Origin of the sequence: Pseudoalteromonas undina, assembly GCF_000238275.3 — a bacterium.
GTDB classification, from domain to species: domain Bacteria; phylum Pseudomonadota; class Gammaproteobacteria; order Enterobacterales; family Alteromonadaceae; genus Pseudoalteromonas; species Pseudoalteromonas undina.
The window spans coordinates 1,015,215-1,031,695 of sequence record NZ_AHCF03000003.1 but is presented as its reverse complement, the minus strand read 5'-3'; the positions used below and the strand labels follow the sequence as shown (position 1 = coordinate 1,031,695).

Below are 16,481 nucleotides of genomic sequence, written 5' to 3'. Positions count from 1 at the left end.
AACAACAAAAGGAAAAAGCATGTTAAAGATGAATAATATAAGTAAAGTATATCAAACAGAAATGGTTCAAACCCATGCATTACGTGATTTTAATCTACACGTTGATGAAGGCGAATTTATTGCTGTTACAGGCCCTAGCGGATCAGGAAAAACGACCTTTTTAAATATAGCTGGAATGTTAGAACCCTTCTCTGCAGGTGAATATTTACTTGATGGAATTGATGTAGGTAAGTTAAACGATAACCAGCGCGCAGATTGTCGAAATCAAAAAATAGGCTTTATCTTCCAAGGGTTCAATTTAATACCTGACTTAAACTTATATGAAAATATTGAAGTACCGCTACGTTATAGAGGTATTAAAGCCGCAGAGCGTAAACGTCGCATTGAAAAATGTTTAGAACAAGTTGGTCTTGCCTCTCGGGCAAAACATTTGCCACAGCAACTCTCTGGCGGACAGCAACAACGAGTAGCCATAGCACGCGCGCTTGCTGGCGAGCCACGATTTTTACTTGCCGATGAACCAACCGGTAATCTCGACAGCCTTATGGCTCGTCAAGTAATGGAGCTGCTTGAACAAATCAATCGCGATGGCGCGACCATCATTATGGTGACCCATGATCCTGAGCTTGCTCGCAGAGCGCCAAGAAACATTCAGGTGGTCGATGGACAACTTGCCGACTTTACGCTGTATCAAGGCGCACAAAACCTTAAAAATGTTGCAGGAGCGTAAGCCATGCTATTACATTACCTCGATTTAAGTTGGCGTAGCTTTAAGCGCACTCCTCTGGTGAGTTTCTTAATGGTGCTGGCGATTGCCATTGGGATTGGTGTAACCATGACCAGTTTAAGCGTTTATCATATGATGTCAGCAGATCCGATCCCGCATAAAAGCAGTCAATTGTATAACGTACAATTACAAACCATGGATGAAGGTCACACGTGGTGGACGGGTGACGATATCCCCATGCAATTGACTTATCAAGATGCCGTAAATTTACATAATGCGCCTACTCCAGATAAAAAAGTGGCCATGATGCGCACTGGCTTCTCGGTGTATTTAGACTCAGATAAAGTTAAGCCGTTTACTGGTGAAGCACGCATGACCACACCCGATTTTTTTAGCATGTTTGATGTGCCATTTATTTATGGCGGTGTGTGGAGTGTACAACAAGAGCAATCTGCAGCCCCTGTTTTGGTGATTTCAAAAGAGCTGAACGATAAGTTGTTTGCGGGTGAAAACTCCATCGGCAAACTAGTCTATTTGGATGACGATAGCTACCAAATTGTCGGTGTTATTGATGACTGGCCCCTCAACCTTAAATATTACGATTTAAATAACGGCGCTTTTGATAAAATAGCAGACCTATTTTTACCCTTTAGTTTAATTAAAGCAAAAGAGCTCACCAGCTGGGGCAATAGCAATGGCTGGAAACATGAAAATATAAATACCTATGCCGATAGATTGCAATCGGAAATAGTGTGGATCCAATTTTGGGCTCAGCTTGATACACCAGAGCAAAAAACCGCTTACGGTGATTACCTCACCTCTTACATTGAAGAGCAAAAAAAACGTGGCCGCTTCACCCGAGAGAAACCTGAATATAGCCTACGTGATGTAAACCAATGGATGGAATACAACAATGTCGTTAGCGAAGATAACAAAATACTGGTTAGTTTAAGCTTTATGTTTTTAGCGGTGTGTTTAGCTAATATTTTAGGATTATTACTAGCAAAGTTTTTACGCCGTGCTCCAGAAGTCGGCGTGCGTCGAGCACTCGGGGCAAGTAAGCGACAAGTCTTTCTACAGCATTTAGTAGAAGTAGCCATGCTTGGTTTTATCGGCGGGTTGCTCGGTATTGTACTTGCACAAATTGGCCTTCTCGGGGTAAGGCAAAGTTACGAATATTACAAAAACATAGCCACGATGGATTTAGCCATGTTATTAAGTGCCCCAGTTATCGCAATAACTACTTGCATTATTGCTGGGCTTTACCCTGCTTGGCTAGTGTGTAAAACCAACCCTGCCATTTACTTAAAGAGCCAATAAGGAGCTAATCATGTTAGAAATAAAACCAATATTTCATGCCCTTTGCCGCTCAAAGGTAGGCGCAATATTACTTTTAATTCAAATTGCAATTACGACAGCCATTGTCAGCAATGCGGCGTTTATCATTCAAGATAGAATCGCTTTTTTAAACCAAGAAACCGGCTATCCAGAGCAAGACTTGTTTAAGTTCAATGTGATGACCTTTGGGAAAGACGTTGATGCTAGCCAGCAGTTTGAACTAGATGAAGCCATGTTAAGAGCCCTACCAGGGGTTGAGAGTGCAGCGCAAAGTAGCAGTATTCCGTTATCTGGTAGTGGCAGCGCTTCCGGCTTTAATTTAAAACCTGCACCACAAGAAAGCAAAAATGTGCGCACTGCTTACTTTTTTATTGATGAGCACGGCCTAGACACATATGGCGTAAAATTAATTGCTGGGCGTAATTTTACTGAGGCTGAAGTACTCATTACAAATTCACCAACAGATAGAACAACCAATGTCACAGTCGTTACCGGGGCGTTAGCCAATGAGCTTTTCCCTAAGGGAGATGGCCTAGGAAAAACCATTTATTTTGGTGACTTACCCCTACAAATTATTGGGATCACAGCGCCAATGAAAGGCCCTTGGCTAAAAGATAGTCACCCCAATAATGTCGCGCTTATTCCGTATATTCAAGGCAAAACTTACGCACAATTTGCTGTAAGAACAAAGCCAGGACAACGCGCAGCTGTAATGAAACAAATCGAAAATGCGATGCTAAATAATTATAGCAAGCGGGTGATCAACAATATTAAAGGTCTTGATGAACTTAAAGATCAATATATGGCTGCAGATAAACTTATGATGCGTATGTTAATTGTGCTCATAACCATACTGGTATTGGTAACCGCACTGGGCATTTTTGGTTTGACGCTATTTAATATAAACAAACGTACCAAGCAAATTGGGACCCGTCGTGCTTTAGGCGCTCGTAAATCTGCAATTGTTAATTATTTTTTAGTTGAAAATGCGCTGATTTGCATTGCTGGCTTATTTTTAGGTGCTATTTCAGCACTTTTACTCGGTCAGTTATTAATGCAACATTTTTCAATAGCGGCATTACCATCAAGTTATATTGCTGTCACGGCAATCATGGTGTTCACAATGAGTCTTTTGGCTGTATTTGGCCCAGCTAAACGCGCGGCAAATATTTCGCCGAGTATCGCAACCCGAACCATATAGCACAGCTCCCAACCTATGCTACACTGGCTAAACGCGGTGTAGCATTTTCAATATTTAAATAATAATAAACAGCGATTAAATTAACATGGAAAAAATACTTATCGTTGATGATAATCCTGCAATTTTAGATGCTCTGTCATTATTGCTAGAGATTCACGACTATAAAGTGGTTACTGCAAATAGCCCATTTGAAGCTATTCAAATTGTGCAATACCAGCGTATTGCACTTGTACTTCAAGATATGAACTTTAGTAACGACACAACTTCAGGAGAAGAGGGAAAGTTACTCTTTTATCAACTTAGAGAGCTAAATCCCCATCTGCCCATTATTCTGATCACTGCATGGACCGAGCTTGAAACAGCCGTTGAACTTGTCAAAGCCGGTGCGGCTGATTATTTACCAAAACCATGGGATGATGCCAAGCTTCTTACCTGTGTTAATAACCTAATTGAACTAGGAAAGACAAAAAAACAAAATCAAACCTTATTGCGCCACCAGCAAGAGCGTGAGGCATCTATAGAAAATGCTAATTTAGTAGGTTTAATTTATCGCAGTACGGCCATGGAGCAATTAGTTAAAATGGCATTACAAGTCGCCAAATCTGATGTCTCTGTATTAATAACAGGCCCAAATGGCAGTGGTAAAGAGCGCATAGCACAAATTATTCAAGCAAACTCACCTCGCCAAAATGCTGCGTTTATTACGGTCAATGCAGGTGCCCTTCCCCATCAACTAATAGAAGCAGAATTATTTGGTGCAGAAGCAGGTGCTTTTACAGGGATCACAAAACAAAGGATTGGTCGATTTGAAGCGGCTGATGGTGGCACATTATTTTTAGATGAAATAGGTAATCTCCCTTTATCAGGACAAATGAAGCTCCTACGGATTTTACAAACGGGAGAATTCGAGCGCTTAGGTTCAACCCAGACCCGAAAAGTTAATGTCCGTGTAATATCAGCGACCAATGAAAACCTAACAGATGCAATCAGCAAAGGGCTGTTTAGAGAAGACTTATACTACCGCTTAAATGTAATTGAACTTAACCTGCCAAGTCTTAATCAGCGACCGGATGACATACTTCCTCTTATTCGTCATTTTTTAGTAGAACGTGAGCTGGACTTACAATGCGAAAACCTACTTTTAGCCCATTCATGGCCCGGTAATGTTCGTGAACTTGAAAATGCATGTAAACGTGTCAGTGTGCTCAAACCCAGCGGTGAGATAAGCATCGACGACTTTGGTTTAACTCCTATTACGCCTCAAACACACACTCAAAAAGTAGAGCCTAACAAACAACAAATTGAGGATGCCATGCGTTTACATAAAGGGGTGATTGCCAAAGTAGCACGTGAGTTTGGACTCAGCCGACAAGCACTCTACCGTCGTCTTGATAAGTTTGAGATTGCCTACTGATGAAAAAATCAAGATACCGCTTCTCTTTAACTTCTAAAGTGATTTTAGTATGTGTATTTTCCTCTGTGATCCCTGTTTTTATCTGTTGTTGGCTGCTGGGTGTTGACGCTATAAAAACAACAGTAAGTGTTATTTTCACAGCCACTCTAAGTAGCTTATTGGCTCATCGACTCAGCGGTAAACTGGTCCAAGGTATTACTTCATTAGAAACTGGCTTATTAAATTTTAAAGATGGGGAACTATCGACTTTACTGGCCTATAACCATAATGATGAATTAGGTCATTTGTGTCAGCTTTACAATCAAACTGCAAAGCAATTAAGACAAGAAAAGCAATGGGTTTACCAACGAGAGTTGATGCTTGATAAGGTATTACAAAACGCCCCTCAAGCTGTATTATTGATAAATGACAATGATTTTATTGTTTATAGTAACCATAGTGCGAGAGATTTTTTTAATGCAAGTACAGCCCTTGAAGGCGAGAAAATCTCACCATTATTGTCTAAAGCCCCACAGCAAATAATTAATGCCGTTAATAAAGGCGTAGATGGTTTATTTATTCTCGATAAAGCAGAACAAGAACCGCAAACATGGCACCTTTCAATGGGTCGCTTATTGCTTAACAACCAACACCACAGGTTGTTTGTATTTAAACAGCTGACCCGCGAATTGAGCCGCCAAGAAGTTGAAGTTTGGAAAAAGGTTATTAGGATCATTAGCCATGAACTCAATAACTCACTAGGTCCTATGTCATCCATGTTACATAGTGCACAGCTGTTAACGCAAAAAGTGGATGAACCTCGTTTACAACGCGTTTTCACTACCATTGAAGAGCGAATAAAGCATTTAAACGAGTTCGTTCAAGGCTATGGAAAGTTTGCTAAACTACCACCACCTAAAATAACAACGGTTGATTGGCATTCATTACTCGATCAATTACAAAGCCAATGGCAATTTAATTTCGACCTTCAAAAAGATATCATCACACGAGCCGATCAAACCCAAATAGAACAATTGCTCATTAACCTGTTGAAAAACGCACATGAATCAGAGTCGCTAGCAGAGCATATTAGTTTAAAAATAACACAAGATAACCTCGGCACTCATATTAATGTGAGCGATCAAGGAAAAGGCATGAGTGAAACGGTTATGGCCAGTGCGCTTATCCCTTTTTATTCTACCAAGGCAGCTGGAAGTGGATTAGGGTTGGCACTGTGCCGAGAAATTGTTGAAGCCCATCATGGGCAAATTAGCCTGCATAATCGTGAAATCGGCGGGATCAGTGTTTTTGTAAGTTTACCCTGATAACTGCTTATTTAAGAATGAAAACTTGCTCAATTTAGGGGCGATTCAATCGCGCTCTGAAGTTTGCGGCTTTGTAAGCTACGTAAAAACGAGTAAAGCTGCCTTCTCACTCCTTACTTTTAGCGTATAAGCAACAAGAGTAAATAATTTATAGACATAAAAAAGCTGCAAATTGCAGCTTTTTTTTACCTAAACGCTTATTCAGCGTCTGCAGGTTTATGCTTTGCAGCTGTTTCAGTGATCAGTGGTTGTAATTCACCACGTTGAAACATTTCAATGATAATGTCACAGCCACCAATTAACTCACCTTCAACCCAAAGTTGTGGGAAAGTAGGCCAGTTAGCATACGCAGGAAGCTCTGCACGAATGTCTGGATTAAGTAAAATATCTACATAAGCAAACGGTTCACCACACGACATTAACGCTTGTGATGCTTGTGAAGAAAAACCACAATTAGGCAGTTTTGGTGATCCTTTCATGTATAAGATGATTGGGTTTTCAGCAATTTGCTGTTTAATTTTATCGATGGTTTCCATTTACAACCTCAAAATGACGATAGCGAACACATTAGGCCTTGAAAAAGTTTCACTGTGGCCTCAGATATATAGATTAAAATAGGCAATTAAAGCCTCAATCTTAAATAGCTTTAGCAAGAGCATTGCTGTTTGCTAAAACTTGAGTAAAATACTCAACAATTATAGTAACACTATATTCCTGTTTGGTATAGATAAGTGCCCTGTTTGCGCAGGCATTACGTATTACTAAATAGACTATCAACCAAAAGAAGATGGAGATAAAAAATGGCATTTGAACTACCGTCACTACCGTATGCAATTGATGCACTTGAGCCACATATTTCACAAGAAACGCTAGAGTTTCACCATGGTAAACACCACAACACTTATGTGACTAAACTTAACGGTTTAATCCCAGGCACTGAGTTTGAAGGTAAGTCACTTGAAGAAATCGTATGTTCTTCAGAAGGCGGTGTATTTAATAACGCTGCTCAAATTTGGAACCACACTTTCTACTGGAACAGCCTATCTCCAAATGGCGGTGGCGCTCCAACAGGTGCAATTGCTGATGCAATTAACGCCAAATGGGGCTCATTTGACGCATTTAAAGACGCGTTAAATGATAAAGCAGTAAATAACTTTGGTTCAAGCTGGACTTGGTTAGTTAAACTGGCTGATGGTTCACTAGACATCGTTAATACATCTAACGCTGCTACACCACTAACAGATGCAGGTGTTACTCCAATCCTAACAGTGGATTTATGGGAACACGCATACTACATTGATTACCGTAACGTGCGTCCAGATTACCTTAAAGGTTTCTGGTCACTAGTTAACTGGGAATTCGCGAACGCTAACTTCGCATAATTAGTTTAATACTAGTTTTAAAAAGACGCTTAGGCGTCTTTTTTTATGCCTACAATTTGCATTAATTGCGTTTATACGTAGGTTGTTTTATAAAAGCGCATCTTGATCATTTTTCATATAAATTTTTAATTTTATTGCACAAAAAATGAAATTCGTGACTAGACTTTAGATAGTGAATACATCTTCAAAGTAGGTTTCGGAGGTCATTATGACTATTTTTGATCACTACCAAGCACGTTATGAATCAACACAAGAAGAAGAGTACAGTGTTGCTGAATTCCTCGAAATTTGTAAAACCGATAAGTCTGCTTATGCCAGTGCACCTGAAAGGTTACTGATGGCCATTGGCGAGCCTAAAATGGTAGATACTGCTACCGATACTCGCCTAAGTCGCTTATTTTCAAATCGTGTTGTTGCACGTTACCCAGCATTTGCTGACTTTTATGGCATGGAAGACGCTATTGAACAAATTGTGTCTTATCTAAAACATGCAGCACAAGGCTTAGAGGAGTGTAAACAAGTACTTTATTTACTCGGCCCTGTGGGTGGTGGTAAGTCATCAATTGCCGAAAAATTAAAGTATTTAATGCAACAAGTACCTATCTACTCCATTAAAGGCTCACCAGTTAATGACCATCCGCTGGCATTATTTGACCCCATTGAAGATGCAAACCTGCTCGAAAAAGAATATGGAATTAAGTCACGCTACCTTAAAACAGTGATGTCGCCATGGGCCGCAAAACGCTTACAAGAATTTAATGGTGATATTAGCCAATTTAGAGTGGTTAAACGCTTCCCATCAATTTTAAATCAAGTAGCGATTGCTAAAACAGAGCCCGGCGATGAAAACAACCAAGATATTTCGGCTCTTGTAGGTAAAGTAGATATCCGCCAGCTTGAACACTTTGCGCAAAATGATCCTGATGCGTACGCTTATTCAGGCGCATTATGTTTAGCTAACCAAGGCTTAATGGAGTTTGTGGAAATGTTCAAAGCACCGATAAAAGTGCTACACCCGCTTTTAACAGCCACACAAGAAGGCAACTATAACGGCACAGAAGGCATAAGCGCCCTGCCATTTAATGGCATGATACTCGCCCACTCCAACGAGTCAGAATGGCAAACCTTTAAAAACAATAAAAACAACGAAGCTTTTTTAGACCGTGTTTATATTGTTAAAGTCCCGTATTGCTTAAGAGTGACCGAGGAGATTAAAATTTACGATAAGCTGATTGAACACAGTGAGCTTTATAATGCTCCATGTGCGCCAGGAACACTTAAAATTTTAGCTCAATTTACCACTCTCTCGCGCTTAAAAGAGCCAGAAAACTCTAGCATTTACTCAAAAATGCGGGTCTACGATGGTGAAACACTCAAAGATACCGATCCGAAAGCTAAGTCATACCAAGAATATCGTGATTACGCTGGTGTCGATGAGGGCATGAACGGTCTTTCAACTCGTTTTGCGTTTAAAATTTTATCTCGCGTATTCAACTTTGATACCACCGAAGTGGCCGCCAACCCAGTACATTTGTTTTATGTACTTGAGCAACAAATTGAACGAGAACAATTTAGTGCCGAGGTTGAAGAGCGTTATTTAAGCTTTTTAAAAGGCTATTTAATTCCACAATATGTTGAGTTTATAGGTAAAGAGCTGCAAACCGCCTATCTAGAATCGTACTCGGAATACGGACAAAATATTTTTGACCGCTACGTTATTTATGCTGATTTTTGGATTCAAGATCAAGAATATCGCGACCCTGATACAGGGCAATTGTTTGACCGTGATGCGCTTAATGCTGAGCTCGAAAAAATTGAGAAACCGGCAGGTATTTCAAATCCTAAAGATTTCAGAAATGAAATTGTTAACTTTGTACTACGTGCTCGCGCTCACAATAATGGTAAGAATCCGCTATGGACGAGTTATGAGAAACTACGCACTGTTATTGAGAAAAAAATGTTCTCAAACACCGAAGACTTACTCCCTGTCATTTCATTCAATGCTAAAACATCAGCTGAGGATCAGCAAAAGCATGAGGACTTTGTTAACCGTATGGTTGAAAAAGGCTACACGCAAAAACAAGTGCGCTTGCTATCTGAGTGGTATTTACGGGTTAGAAAATCGCAATAACCTTCATAATTGCAGTTTTTAGGAGGTCATTATGGCGCATTTTATCGACAGGCGTTTAAATGGCAAAAACAAAAGCACAGTTAACCGCCAGCGTTTTATTAGGCGTTATAAAAAGCAGATAAAAGAAGCGGTGTCTGATGCGATAAATAAACGCAGCGTCACCGACTCTAGCTCTGGGGAGAGTATATCTATTCCACAGCGTGATATTAGTGAACCTACTTTTCATCAAGGTAGAGGCGGTAATAGAGAGCAAATACATCCAGGGAACGATCAGTTCTCTACTGGTGATAAAATTGAGCGACCTAAAGGTGGACAAGGCGGTGGCGCGGGCGAAGGTGAAGCGAGTGATTCTGGCGAAGGCCAAGATGATTTTGTTTTCTCAATTTCTAAAGACGAATATCTTGATTTGTTATTTGAAGATTTAGAACTCCCTAATTTACAAGAAAATCAGCTCGATAAGCTCGTACAAATGAAAACCCATCGCGCTGGGTTTTGCAGCGACGGTATGCCCAGTAATATTGACGTAGTGCGTTCATTACAAGGCTCTTTAGCTCGTAGAATTGCAATGACCGCAGGAAAAAAGCGCCGCCTTAGTGAACTTGAGGGGCAATTAGCACTACTGCTTGAACAACCACACTGCGACAAAGCCGCTGTGACATTGTTGCAACAAGAAATCGACATTCTAAAGCAGCAAATTAAATCGGTACCCTTTATTGATAACTACGATTTGCGTTTTCGTAACTATAATAAACAACCACACCCAACCAGCAAAGCAGTAATGTTTTGTATTATGGATGTATCCGGTTCAATGGATCAAGCCACCAAAGACATGGCAAAACGCTTTTATATTTTGCTTTATCAGTTTTTAACTCGCAGCTATAAAGACATTGAGGTTGTGTATATTCGTCATCATACTCAAGCTAAAGAAGTTGATGAACAAGAGTTTTTTTACTCCCAAGAAACGGGCGGTACTATCGTTTCAAGTGCGCTTAAGCTGATGAATGAAATAATAGCAGAGCGCTATAATGCTGATGAATGGAATATATACGCAGCACAAGCCTCTGATGGTGATAACTGGGCAGATGATACCCCGCAATGTGGGCATATTTTACGTAACAAACTGTTAAGCGCAGTGCGATATTTTGCCTATATAGAAATTACTACCCGCGCCCACCAAAGTTTATGGCGCGAGTACCAAAGCATAAGCCAAACTCACAGTAATTTTGCCATCCAACATATTCAAGGTGTTGAAGACATTTACCCTATATTTAGGGAGCTATTTAAAAAAGGCCGTCAACAGCAAGGGGCTGCATAGTCAAAGCGAGGTAGCAATATGAATAACGAGCGAATCAGTGATGGGCCCGATTGGACCTTTGAGTTACTTCAGCAATATCAAGATGAAATTGCACGTGTTGCTGAGCATTATAAACTAGACACATACCCTAACCAAATTGAAGTGATTACTGCTGAGCAAATGATGGATGCTTACTCCAGTGTAGGCATGCCTATTGGCTATACTCACTGGTCTTACGGTAAAAAGTTTATCCAAACAGAACAAAATTATAAACGAGGTCAAATGGGCCTTGCATATGAAATTGTGATTAACTCCAATCCATGTATAGCTTATTTAATGGAAGAAAATACGCTGCCGATGCAGGCATTGGTTATGGCACATGCGTGTTACGGGCATAACTCTTTTTTTAAGGGGAATTATTTATTTAAAACATGGACTGATGCCGGTTCTATAATTGACTATTTATTGTTTGCTAAAAATTATATTAGCCGCTGTGAAGAGAAATACGGTATTTCTGAAGTAGAAAGCATACTCGACTCTTGCCATGCGTTAATGAGTTATGGTGTTGACAGGTATAAACGTCCGCAGCGTATTTCGTTATTTGAAGAACAAAAACGCCAGCAAGAACGGGCTGAGTACTTACAATCACAAGTTAATGAACTATGGCGTACCATTCCCTCTCAGCAGCAAGAATCAAAAAAAAGTGAGCGCCACTTTCCGCAAGAGCCACAGGAAAACATTCTGTATTTTATTGAAAAAAATGCTCCTTTACTTGAGCCATGGCAACGAGAAATCGTACGTATTGTGCGAAAAATATCGCAGTACTTTTATCCGCAAAAACAAACACAGGTTATGAATGAAGGTTGGGCCACTTTTTGGCACTACACTATTTTGAACCACTTATATGATGAGGGAAAACTAACCGACTCATTTATGTTAGAGTTTTTACAAAGCCATACAAATGTTGTATATCAACCCCCTTATAATAGCGATTATTACTCAGGTATTAACCCCTATGCGCTGGGTTTTAATATGATGGTAGATATACGCCGAATTTGTGAAAAACCGACAGAAGAAGATAAACGCTGGTTTCCTGAACATGCTGGTAGTGACTGGCTTGAAACTCTTCACTTTGCAATGCAAAACTTTAAAGATGAAAGTTTTATTAGCCAATTTTTATCGCCAAAACTGATCAGAGACTTTAAATTGTTCACTATAGTAGACCATGCTAACAACCCACATTTAGAAATAGGCGCTATTCATGACGATAATGGCTACAAAGCGGTTAGAGAGGCACTTTCTGCACAATATAACCTTAGTAATCATGAACCTAACATACAAGTTTACGATGTAGACTTGCGTGGCGATCGCTCATTAACCCTGCGATATATCCCTCACAACGCCATTCCACTGGCCAACTCCCATGAGGAGGTATTAAAACACCTTTACAGACTATGGGGCTTTAAGGTAAAACTTGAACAGGAGTCAAATTCTGGTGATATTTCAACCATTGGTCAATGCCCAAGCGATGACTCACGCCATATAACAGAGTAAAAATATGCATAGCGAACCAATTGTGAGTTTTATGCAGGTTATACTGTCTATATTTCTCCAATATTAAGAGATTTAGGCTTGGTTTTTTCTGAGGAACAACTCGTTAATGCGTTTGAGAAACGACCACAATCGCAGCAGGCCCTTATAACTGATAATAACTTACGCGATAAGCTTCATATTAAAGCGGGATTACCCGAGCAGGTGATCTCAAGCTTAGCGGCTAAGCTTAATGCTGATTTAGTGATTATAGGCTCTGTAGGAAATGTAGGGATTAAAGCTAAGCTCATTGGTAATACTGCAGAAAAAATAATGCGTTTACTCAAAACTGAATTACTTATTTTACCTCCCAATTAAAAAATGATGCTTACGCATCATTTTTTATATCAGCATATACCGACACTTTATTTCGACCGGTTTCTTTTGAATGGTAAAGTGCTTTATCGGCAGCTTCAATCCAACGCTCATGATCTTTAAATTCGTTGTCAAAGCAGGCAATACCCACACTAATGGCCATATGCATAGTGTGCTCTTTGTATTTCGCTGGTGAGGTTTCGATTAATTGGCGTAAGCGCTCAGCAAATACGATAGCCCCTTGTTTATCGGTATCTAATAAAGTAACAACAAACTCTTCACCGCCGTATCGCCCAGCAATATCAGTTTCACGCAATGCAGTTTTAAGTAAACTCGCTATATGACGAAGTGCTTCATCTCCCGCACTATGACCAAAGTCATCGTTTACCTTTTTAAAGTGATCAATATCAAAAATTAATAACGAGCAGCAACCTTCACTGCGCTTAGTACGTAAAAATTCTTGATGTAACAAATGCTCCCAATGTCCTCGGTTTGCAAGCTGGGTAAGGCTGTCAGTTTGACTTACTTGCTCTAATTTTTTGTTTAACTCTTCAAGCTCTTTTTTATTAACTGCAATATCCGTTACATCGTAGATAATAATACAAATATGCTCTACTTCCCCTCGTACATTCGTAAGTGGAATAAACGTGGCGTTTTGATACATATAATCCGCTTTACCTGTAATCGGTCGATAATTTTTAAAACGAAAAATATACGGCTGCTGTTCCCAAATAGTAAATGAGCGATTTTTTAATACAAACACTGACTCTGCTTTACTTCTAAACCATTTTTCATCTATGGCTGGAAATAGATCAAACAAGTCTTTATCTTTTACTGCACTCGGTAACAGCCCAGAATGGTTTTCCATAAAGCCATTCCAAACGCACACCTTGTAGTCTCTATCAAGCACCACAAGGCCTACATCAACAGTATTAAACATGTCCATTAACCAATGGATTTCATTTAAATCTAAATCAGCTGGCATAAATATTTAATCTTCCAGTAGATAAGCAACTTTATATTTCAAAGTTTTAAGTGAATCTTCAGTAAAGAGCAACATTAAATCACAACTAATATCATGATTTTCAATACCGTAACTAATTTCTATGGCAAGTGTCCGTTGCCAACGCGACTTATTAGACTGAACAAGCTCAGAAACATCACGGTGCTGGCCCAATACAATGGGATGGCCTTGACTAAAGGTCATGTCGAGCTGCTTTGATAAGCCTGTTAATATAGCGCCAATTAAAATGTTACTTACATCCATTAGCAACTCTAACTCAACCTTGTCGTTTAATTCACCTTCGTAATTCATTAATGAGGCTATTTCTTTAAAACTAGAATCATTTAAAAGTAATAACGCCTCACCAGATACCCCGCCACCAATAAAACCTTGGCAAATACCCGACGTAGTGTCATTGGTATCAACAGAGCTTAGCGCCATATTAAGCTCACTGACCTCTAAAACATTAACATTAGGAATGGGTAGCTTAACAAATACATTAAGCAGTCGTGCAAGTAGATCCCCTGCTTGGCCCATAGCAACATTAGTCAGCTCTTGGTATATATCACGAACATCAGGGTCAACTTGTTCACCTAAAGTGTGGGACAAACGTTCACGCAGTGCTCTATCTCTTATGCCATGGTGCTCTATAATGGCAGCGAGCTTTTCAGGGGAACATGGTTTTTGAATAAAGTCTATGGCGCCAAGTTCAAGTACACGTTGATGTGCGCTTGGTTGAATATCGCCCGATACCACCACAGTGAGCACGTCTAGTCCCTGATCTTTCATTGCTGCCAACACACCATAGCCGTCCATCTCTGGCATATTTAAATCAAGGAAAAGAATTTCTGGTTGGGCTTTGCTTATTTGTTTTATGCAGTCTACACCGTCACATGCAAATTCAATTTTAATATCCCAATCATCGGGTAAGGAACGAGCCAACTGGCGTCGTGCTAATTTTGAATCATCACATATTAAAACCGATGTTGACATACAATCTCACTATTTTAAAACTGGGTGTAATTTTAAGCGTGTAGAACAAGCCACGGATACATAAAAAATAATACCTATTTCTTATACATACATAGTAATCAATGTATTACTTATTTTCAATTTTAGGCAAAAATAAAGCTGTGGATTTTTCTGCTTGGTTACTTATCTACATTATAATACACTCACAACTATTGCGTTAATTTAAAAGGAAAAAACTCCATGCGTCGTACATTAGCTTTTGCATTAAGCCTATTTTGCTGTGCCAGTTTTGCCGCAGATTTACCCGAAAACACACTCGATGCAGGAAAAGTAACTGCACAAGGTAAGCCAGTTACCTTATTAGGGAAAGGCCTTAAAGTTGGTGAAGATGCCCCTAACTTTAAAGTAGTTAATGACAGTTTCACTGCTGTTACGTTAGAAGACTATAGAGGCCAAGCTGTATTAATTAGTGTTGTTCCGAGCTTAGATACCGGTATTTGTAGCTTACAAACTAAGCACTTTAATGAAAAAGTCGCCCAACAATTTCCAGGCGTGGCCATGCTCACTATTAGTGCCGATTTACCATTTGCGCAAAAGCGTTTTTGTAAGGCCGAAAATATCGATAAAGTAACGACGCTTTCTGATTCTGTATGGCGTGATTTTGGTCAACAGTATGGCTTAATCATTAAAGATATGGGATTACTTACCCGCTCTGTTTTTATTCTTGATAAGAGCCATAAGGTTATTTATAAGCAATTAGTTAGTAGTTTATCAACCGAGCCTGAATATGATAGCGTCATTGAAAAGCTTAAAATGCTTTAAAGGTCGAATTTCAGGAAATAAAAAACCGCTATAAAAGCGGTTTTTTTATTTTGCTGTGTGGTTAAAAAATTAACCTAGTAGCTCAGCTAGTTGCTTGCTTACTGCTTCAACCGCTTGGGTACCATCTAATTTATGGTACTGAGTATTACCCGCTTTAGCTTCTGCTTGGTAGTAGTCAACCAATGGCATTGTTTGCTCATGGTAAATACCTAAGCGTTTACGAACTGTCTCTTCGGTATCATCTGCACGAATAATTAGTTCTTCACCTGTTTCGTTGTCTTTACCTTCCTCTTTTGGAGGATTGTAAACAACATGGTAAACACGGCCAGAGCCAGGATGAACACGACGTCCGCCCATACGCTCAACGATAACTTCATCAGCAACATCAAATTCAATAACGTGATCAACCACTACGCCATTTTCTTTCATTGCATCAGCTTGTGGAATTGTGCGTGGGAAACCATCTAGTAAGAAGCCTTTTTCACAATCTGGCTTGGCAATACGCTCTTTAACAAGGCCAATAATAATATCGTCAGAAATAAGCTGACCTGCGTCCATTACTTTTTTTGCTTCTAGGCCAAGTGGTGTGCCCTCTTTAATTGCAGCTCGTAGCATATCACCGGTAGAAATTTGTGGAATACCGTATCTATCCATTAAAAACTGAGCTTGAGTACCTTTACCTGCACCCGGCGCGCCCAAAAGAATAATGCGCATATCATTGTCCCCTAATATGAGAGTTTATTTTAAAGTCTGAATTCTTCCATAAGCGCTACAGATACTCAAGTAACTTATACTAATTGTCTAGGGTCTGTTGACCTTTGCGGATTAATATTTGTTCAAACTAGGGAGAATTTAATCGCGGCGCGGGGGTTGTCACCTACTGGGCTAAGTAAAAACCGAGTAAAGCTTCCGCGTTCTGCTCACCCCCCCCTGCCTACATCCATGTAAGCAACAAAGAGTAAATCGCCCTTAGGCAGAACCCTTCGAG

General features: G+C 39.8%; 15 protein-coding genes. 11 read left to right on the top strand and 4 right to left on the bottom strand.

Translation table 11 applies throughout. The annotated features are described in order from the left end of the window. Positions 1-19 precede the first annotated feature (19 nt). The 5 genes from PUND_RS08485 (at position 20) to PUND_RS08465 (ending at position 5,984) form a co-directional block, all read left to right on the top strand. Positions 20-730: an ABC transporter ATP-binding protein gene (locus PUND_RS08485; RefSeq protein WP_010388610.1), complete on the top strand. Its 711-nt coding sequence runs from the start codon at positions 20-22 to the stop codon at positions 728-730. A gap of 3 nt (positions 731-733) precedes the next feature. Then, positions 734-2,047, top strand: coding sequence for an ABC transporter permease (locus tag PUND_RS08480; protein ID WP_010388609.1), 1,314 nt, complete (start codon positions 734-736; stop codon positions 2,045-2,047). 10 nt (positions 2,048-2,057) lie between these two features. Then, positions 2,058-3,266, top strand: coding sequence for an ABC transporter permease (locus PUND_RS08475; RefSeq protein WP_010388608.1), 1,209 nt, complete (start codon positions 2,058-2,060; stop codon positions 3,264-3,266). Between the two features lie 85 nt (positions 3,267-3,351). Next, complete coding sequence (locus PUND_RS08470) at positions 3,352-4,680, top strand: sigma-54-dependent transcriptional regulator (RefSeq protein ID WP_010388607.1); 1,329 nt, start codon at positions 3,352-3,354, stop codon at positions 4,678-4,680. After that, complete coding sequence (locus PUND_RS08465) at positions 4,680-5,984, top strand: sensor histidine kinase (protein ID WP_010388605.1); 1,305 nt, start codon at positions 4,680-4,682, stop codon at positions 5,982-5,984. Before PUND_RS08470 ends, PUND_RS08465 begins: the two co-directional genes overlap by 1 nt. 197 nt (positions 5,985-6,181) lie before the next feature. Here PUND_RS08465 and PUND_RS08460 read toward each other — a convergent pair whose 3' ends face one another. Further along, positions 6,182-6,520 carry a Grx4 family monothiol glutaredoxin gene (locus PUND_RS08460; RefSeq protein WP_008113155.1) on the bottom strand — a complete coding sequence of 113 codons (339 nt, stop codon included), beginning with the start codon at positions 6,518-6,520 and terminating at the stop codon, positions 6,182-6,184. Between the two features lie 264 nt (positions 6,521-6,784). Between PUND_RS08460 and PUND_RS08455 the strand changes: the two genes are divergently transcribed. From PUND_RS08455 to PUND_RS08435, 5 genes are all read left to right on the top strand, one after another. Further along, complete coding sequence (locus PUND_RS08455; RefSeq protein ID WP_010388603.1) at positions 6,785-7,366, top strand: superoxide dismutase; 582 nt, start codon at positions 6,785-6,787, stop codon at positions 7,364-7,366. 208 nt (positions 7,367-7,574) lie between these two features. Continuing rightward, positions 7,575-9,497 (top strand): PrkA family serine protein kinase, encoded by a 1,923-nt coding sequence (locus tag PUND_RS08450; RefSeq protein WP_010388602.1) that lies wholly within the window; start codon positions 7,575-7,577, stop codon positions 9,495-9,497. 31 nt (positions 9,498-9,528) lie between these two features. After that, on the top strand, positions 9,529-10,812 hold the full coding sequence (locus PUND_RS08445; RefSeq protein ID WP_010388601.1) for a YeaH/YhbH family protein: 1,284 nt from the start codon (positions 9,529-9,531) through the stop codon (positions 10,810-10,812). Between the two features lie 18 nt (positions 10,813-10,830). Then, entirely contained in the window at positions 10,831-12,345 is a 1,515-nt protein-coding gene (locus tag PUND_RS08440) for a SpoVR family protein (RefSeq protein ID WP_010388600.1), read from the top strand. A 78-nt stretch (positions 12,346-12,423) separates the two neighbouring features. Then, entirely contained in the window at positions 12,424-12,699 is a 276-nt protein-coding gene (locus PUND_RS08435; protein WP_010388599.1) for a universal stress protein, read from the top strand. A gap of 10 nt (positions 12,700-12,709) precedes the next feature. On the opposite strand, the gene PUND_RS08430 is transcribed toward PUND_RS08435, so the two are convergent. Together PUND_RS08430 and PUND_RS08425 are read right to left on the bottom strand one after the other, a co-directional pair. Next, positions 12,710-13,681 (bottom strand): sensor domain-containing diguanylate cyclase, encoded by a 972-nt coding sequence (locus PUND_RS08430; RefSeq protein ID WP_010388598.1) that lies wholly within the window; start codon positions 13,679-13,681, stop codon positions 12,710-12,712. 6 nt (positions 13,682-13,687) lie between these two features. Beyond that, positions 13,688-14,692 (bottom strand): response regulator, encoded by a 1,005-nt coding sequence (locus tag PUND_RS08425; RefSeq protein WP_010388597.1) that lies wholly within the window; start codon positions 14,690-14,692, stop codon positions 13,688-13,690. 219 nt (positions 14,693-14,911) lie between these two features. Between PUND_RS08425 and tpx the strand changes: the two genes are divergently transcribed. Then, on the top strand, positions 14,912-15,493 hold the full coding sequence (tpx, locus tag PUND_RS08420) for a thiol peroxidase (protein ID WP_010388596.1): 582 nt from the start codon (positions 14,912-14,914) through the stop codon (positions 15,491-15,493). Between the two features lie 69 nt (positions 15,494-15,562). Here the strand turns inward: tpx and adk are convergent, their stop codons facing one another. Next, on the bottom strand, positions 15,563-16,207 hold the full coding sequence (adk, locus tag PUND_RS08415) for an adenylate kinase (RefSeq protein WP_008468042.1): 645 nt from the start codon (positions 16,205-16,207) through the stop codon (positions 15,563-15,565). Positions 16,208-16,481 lie beyond the last annotated feature (274 nt).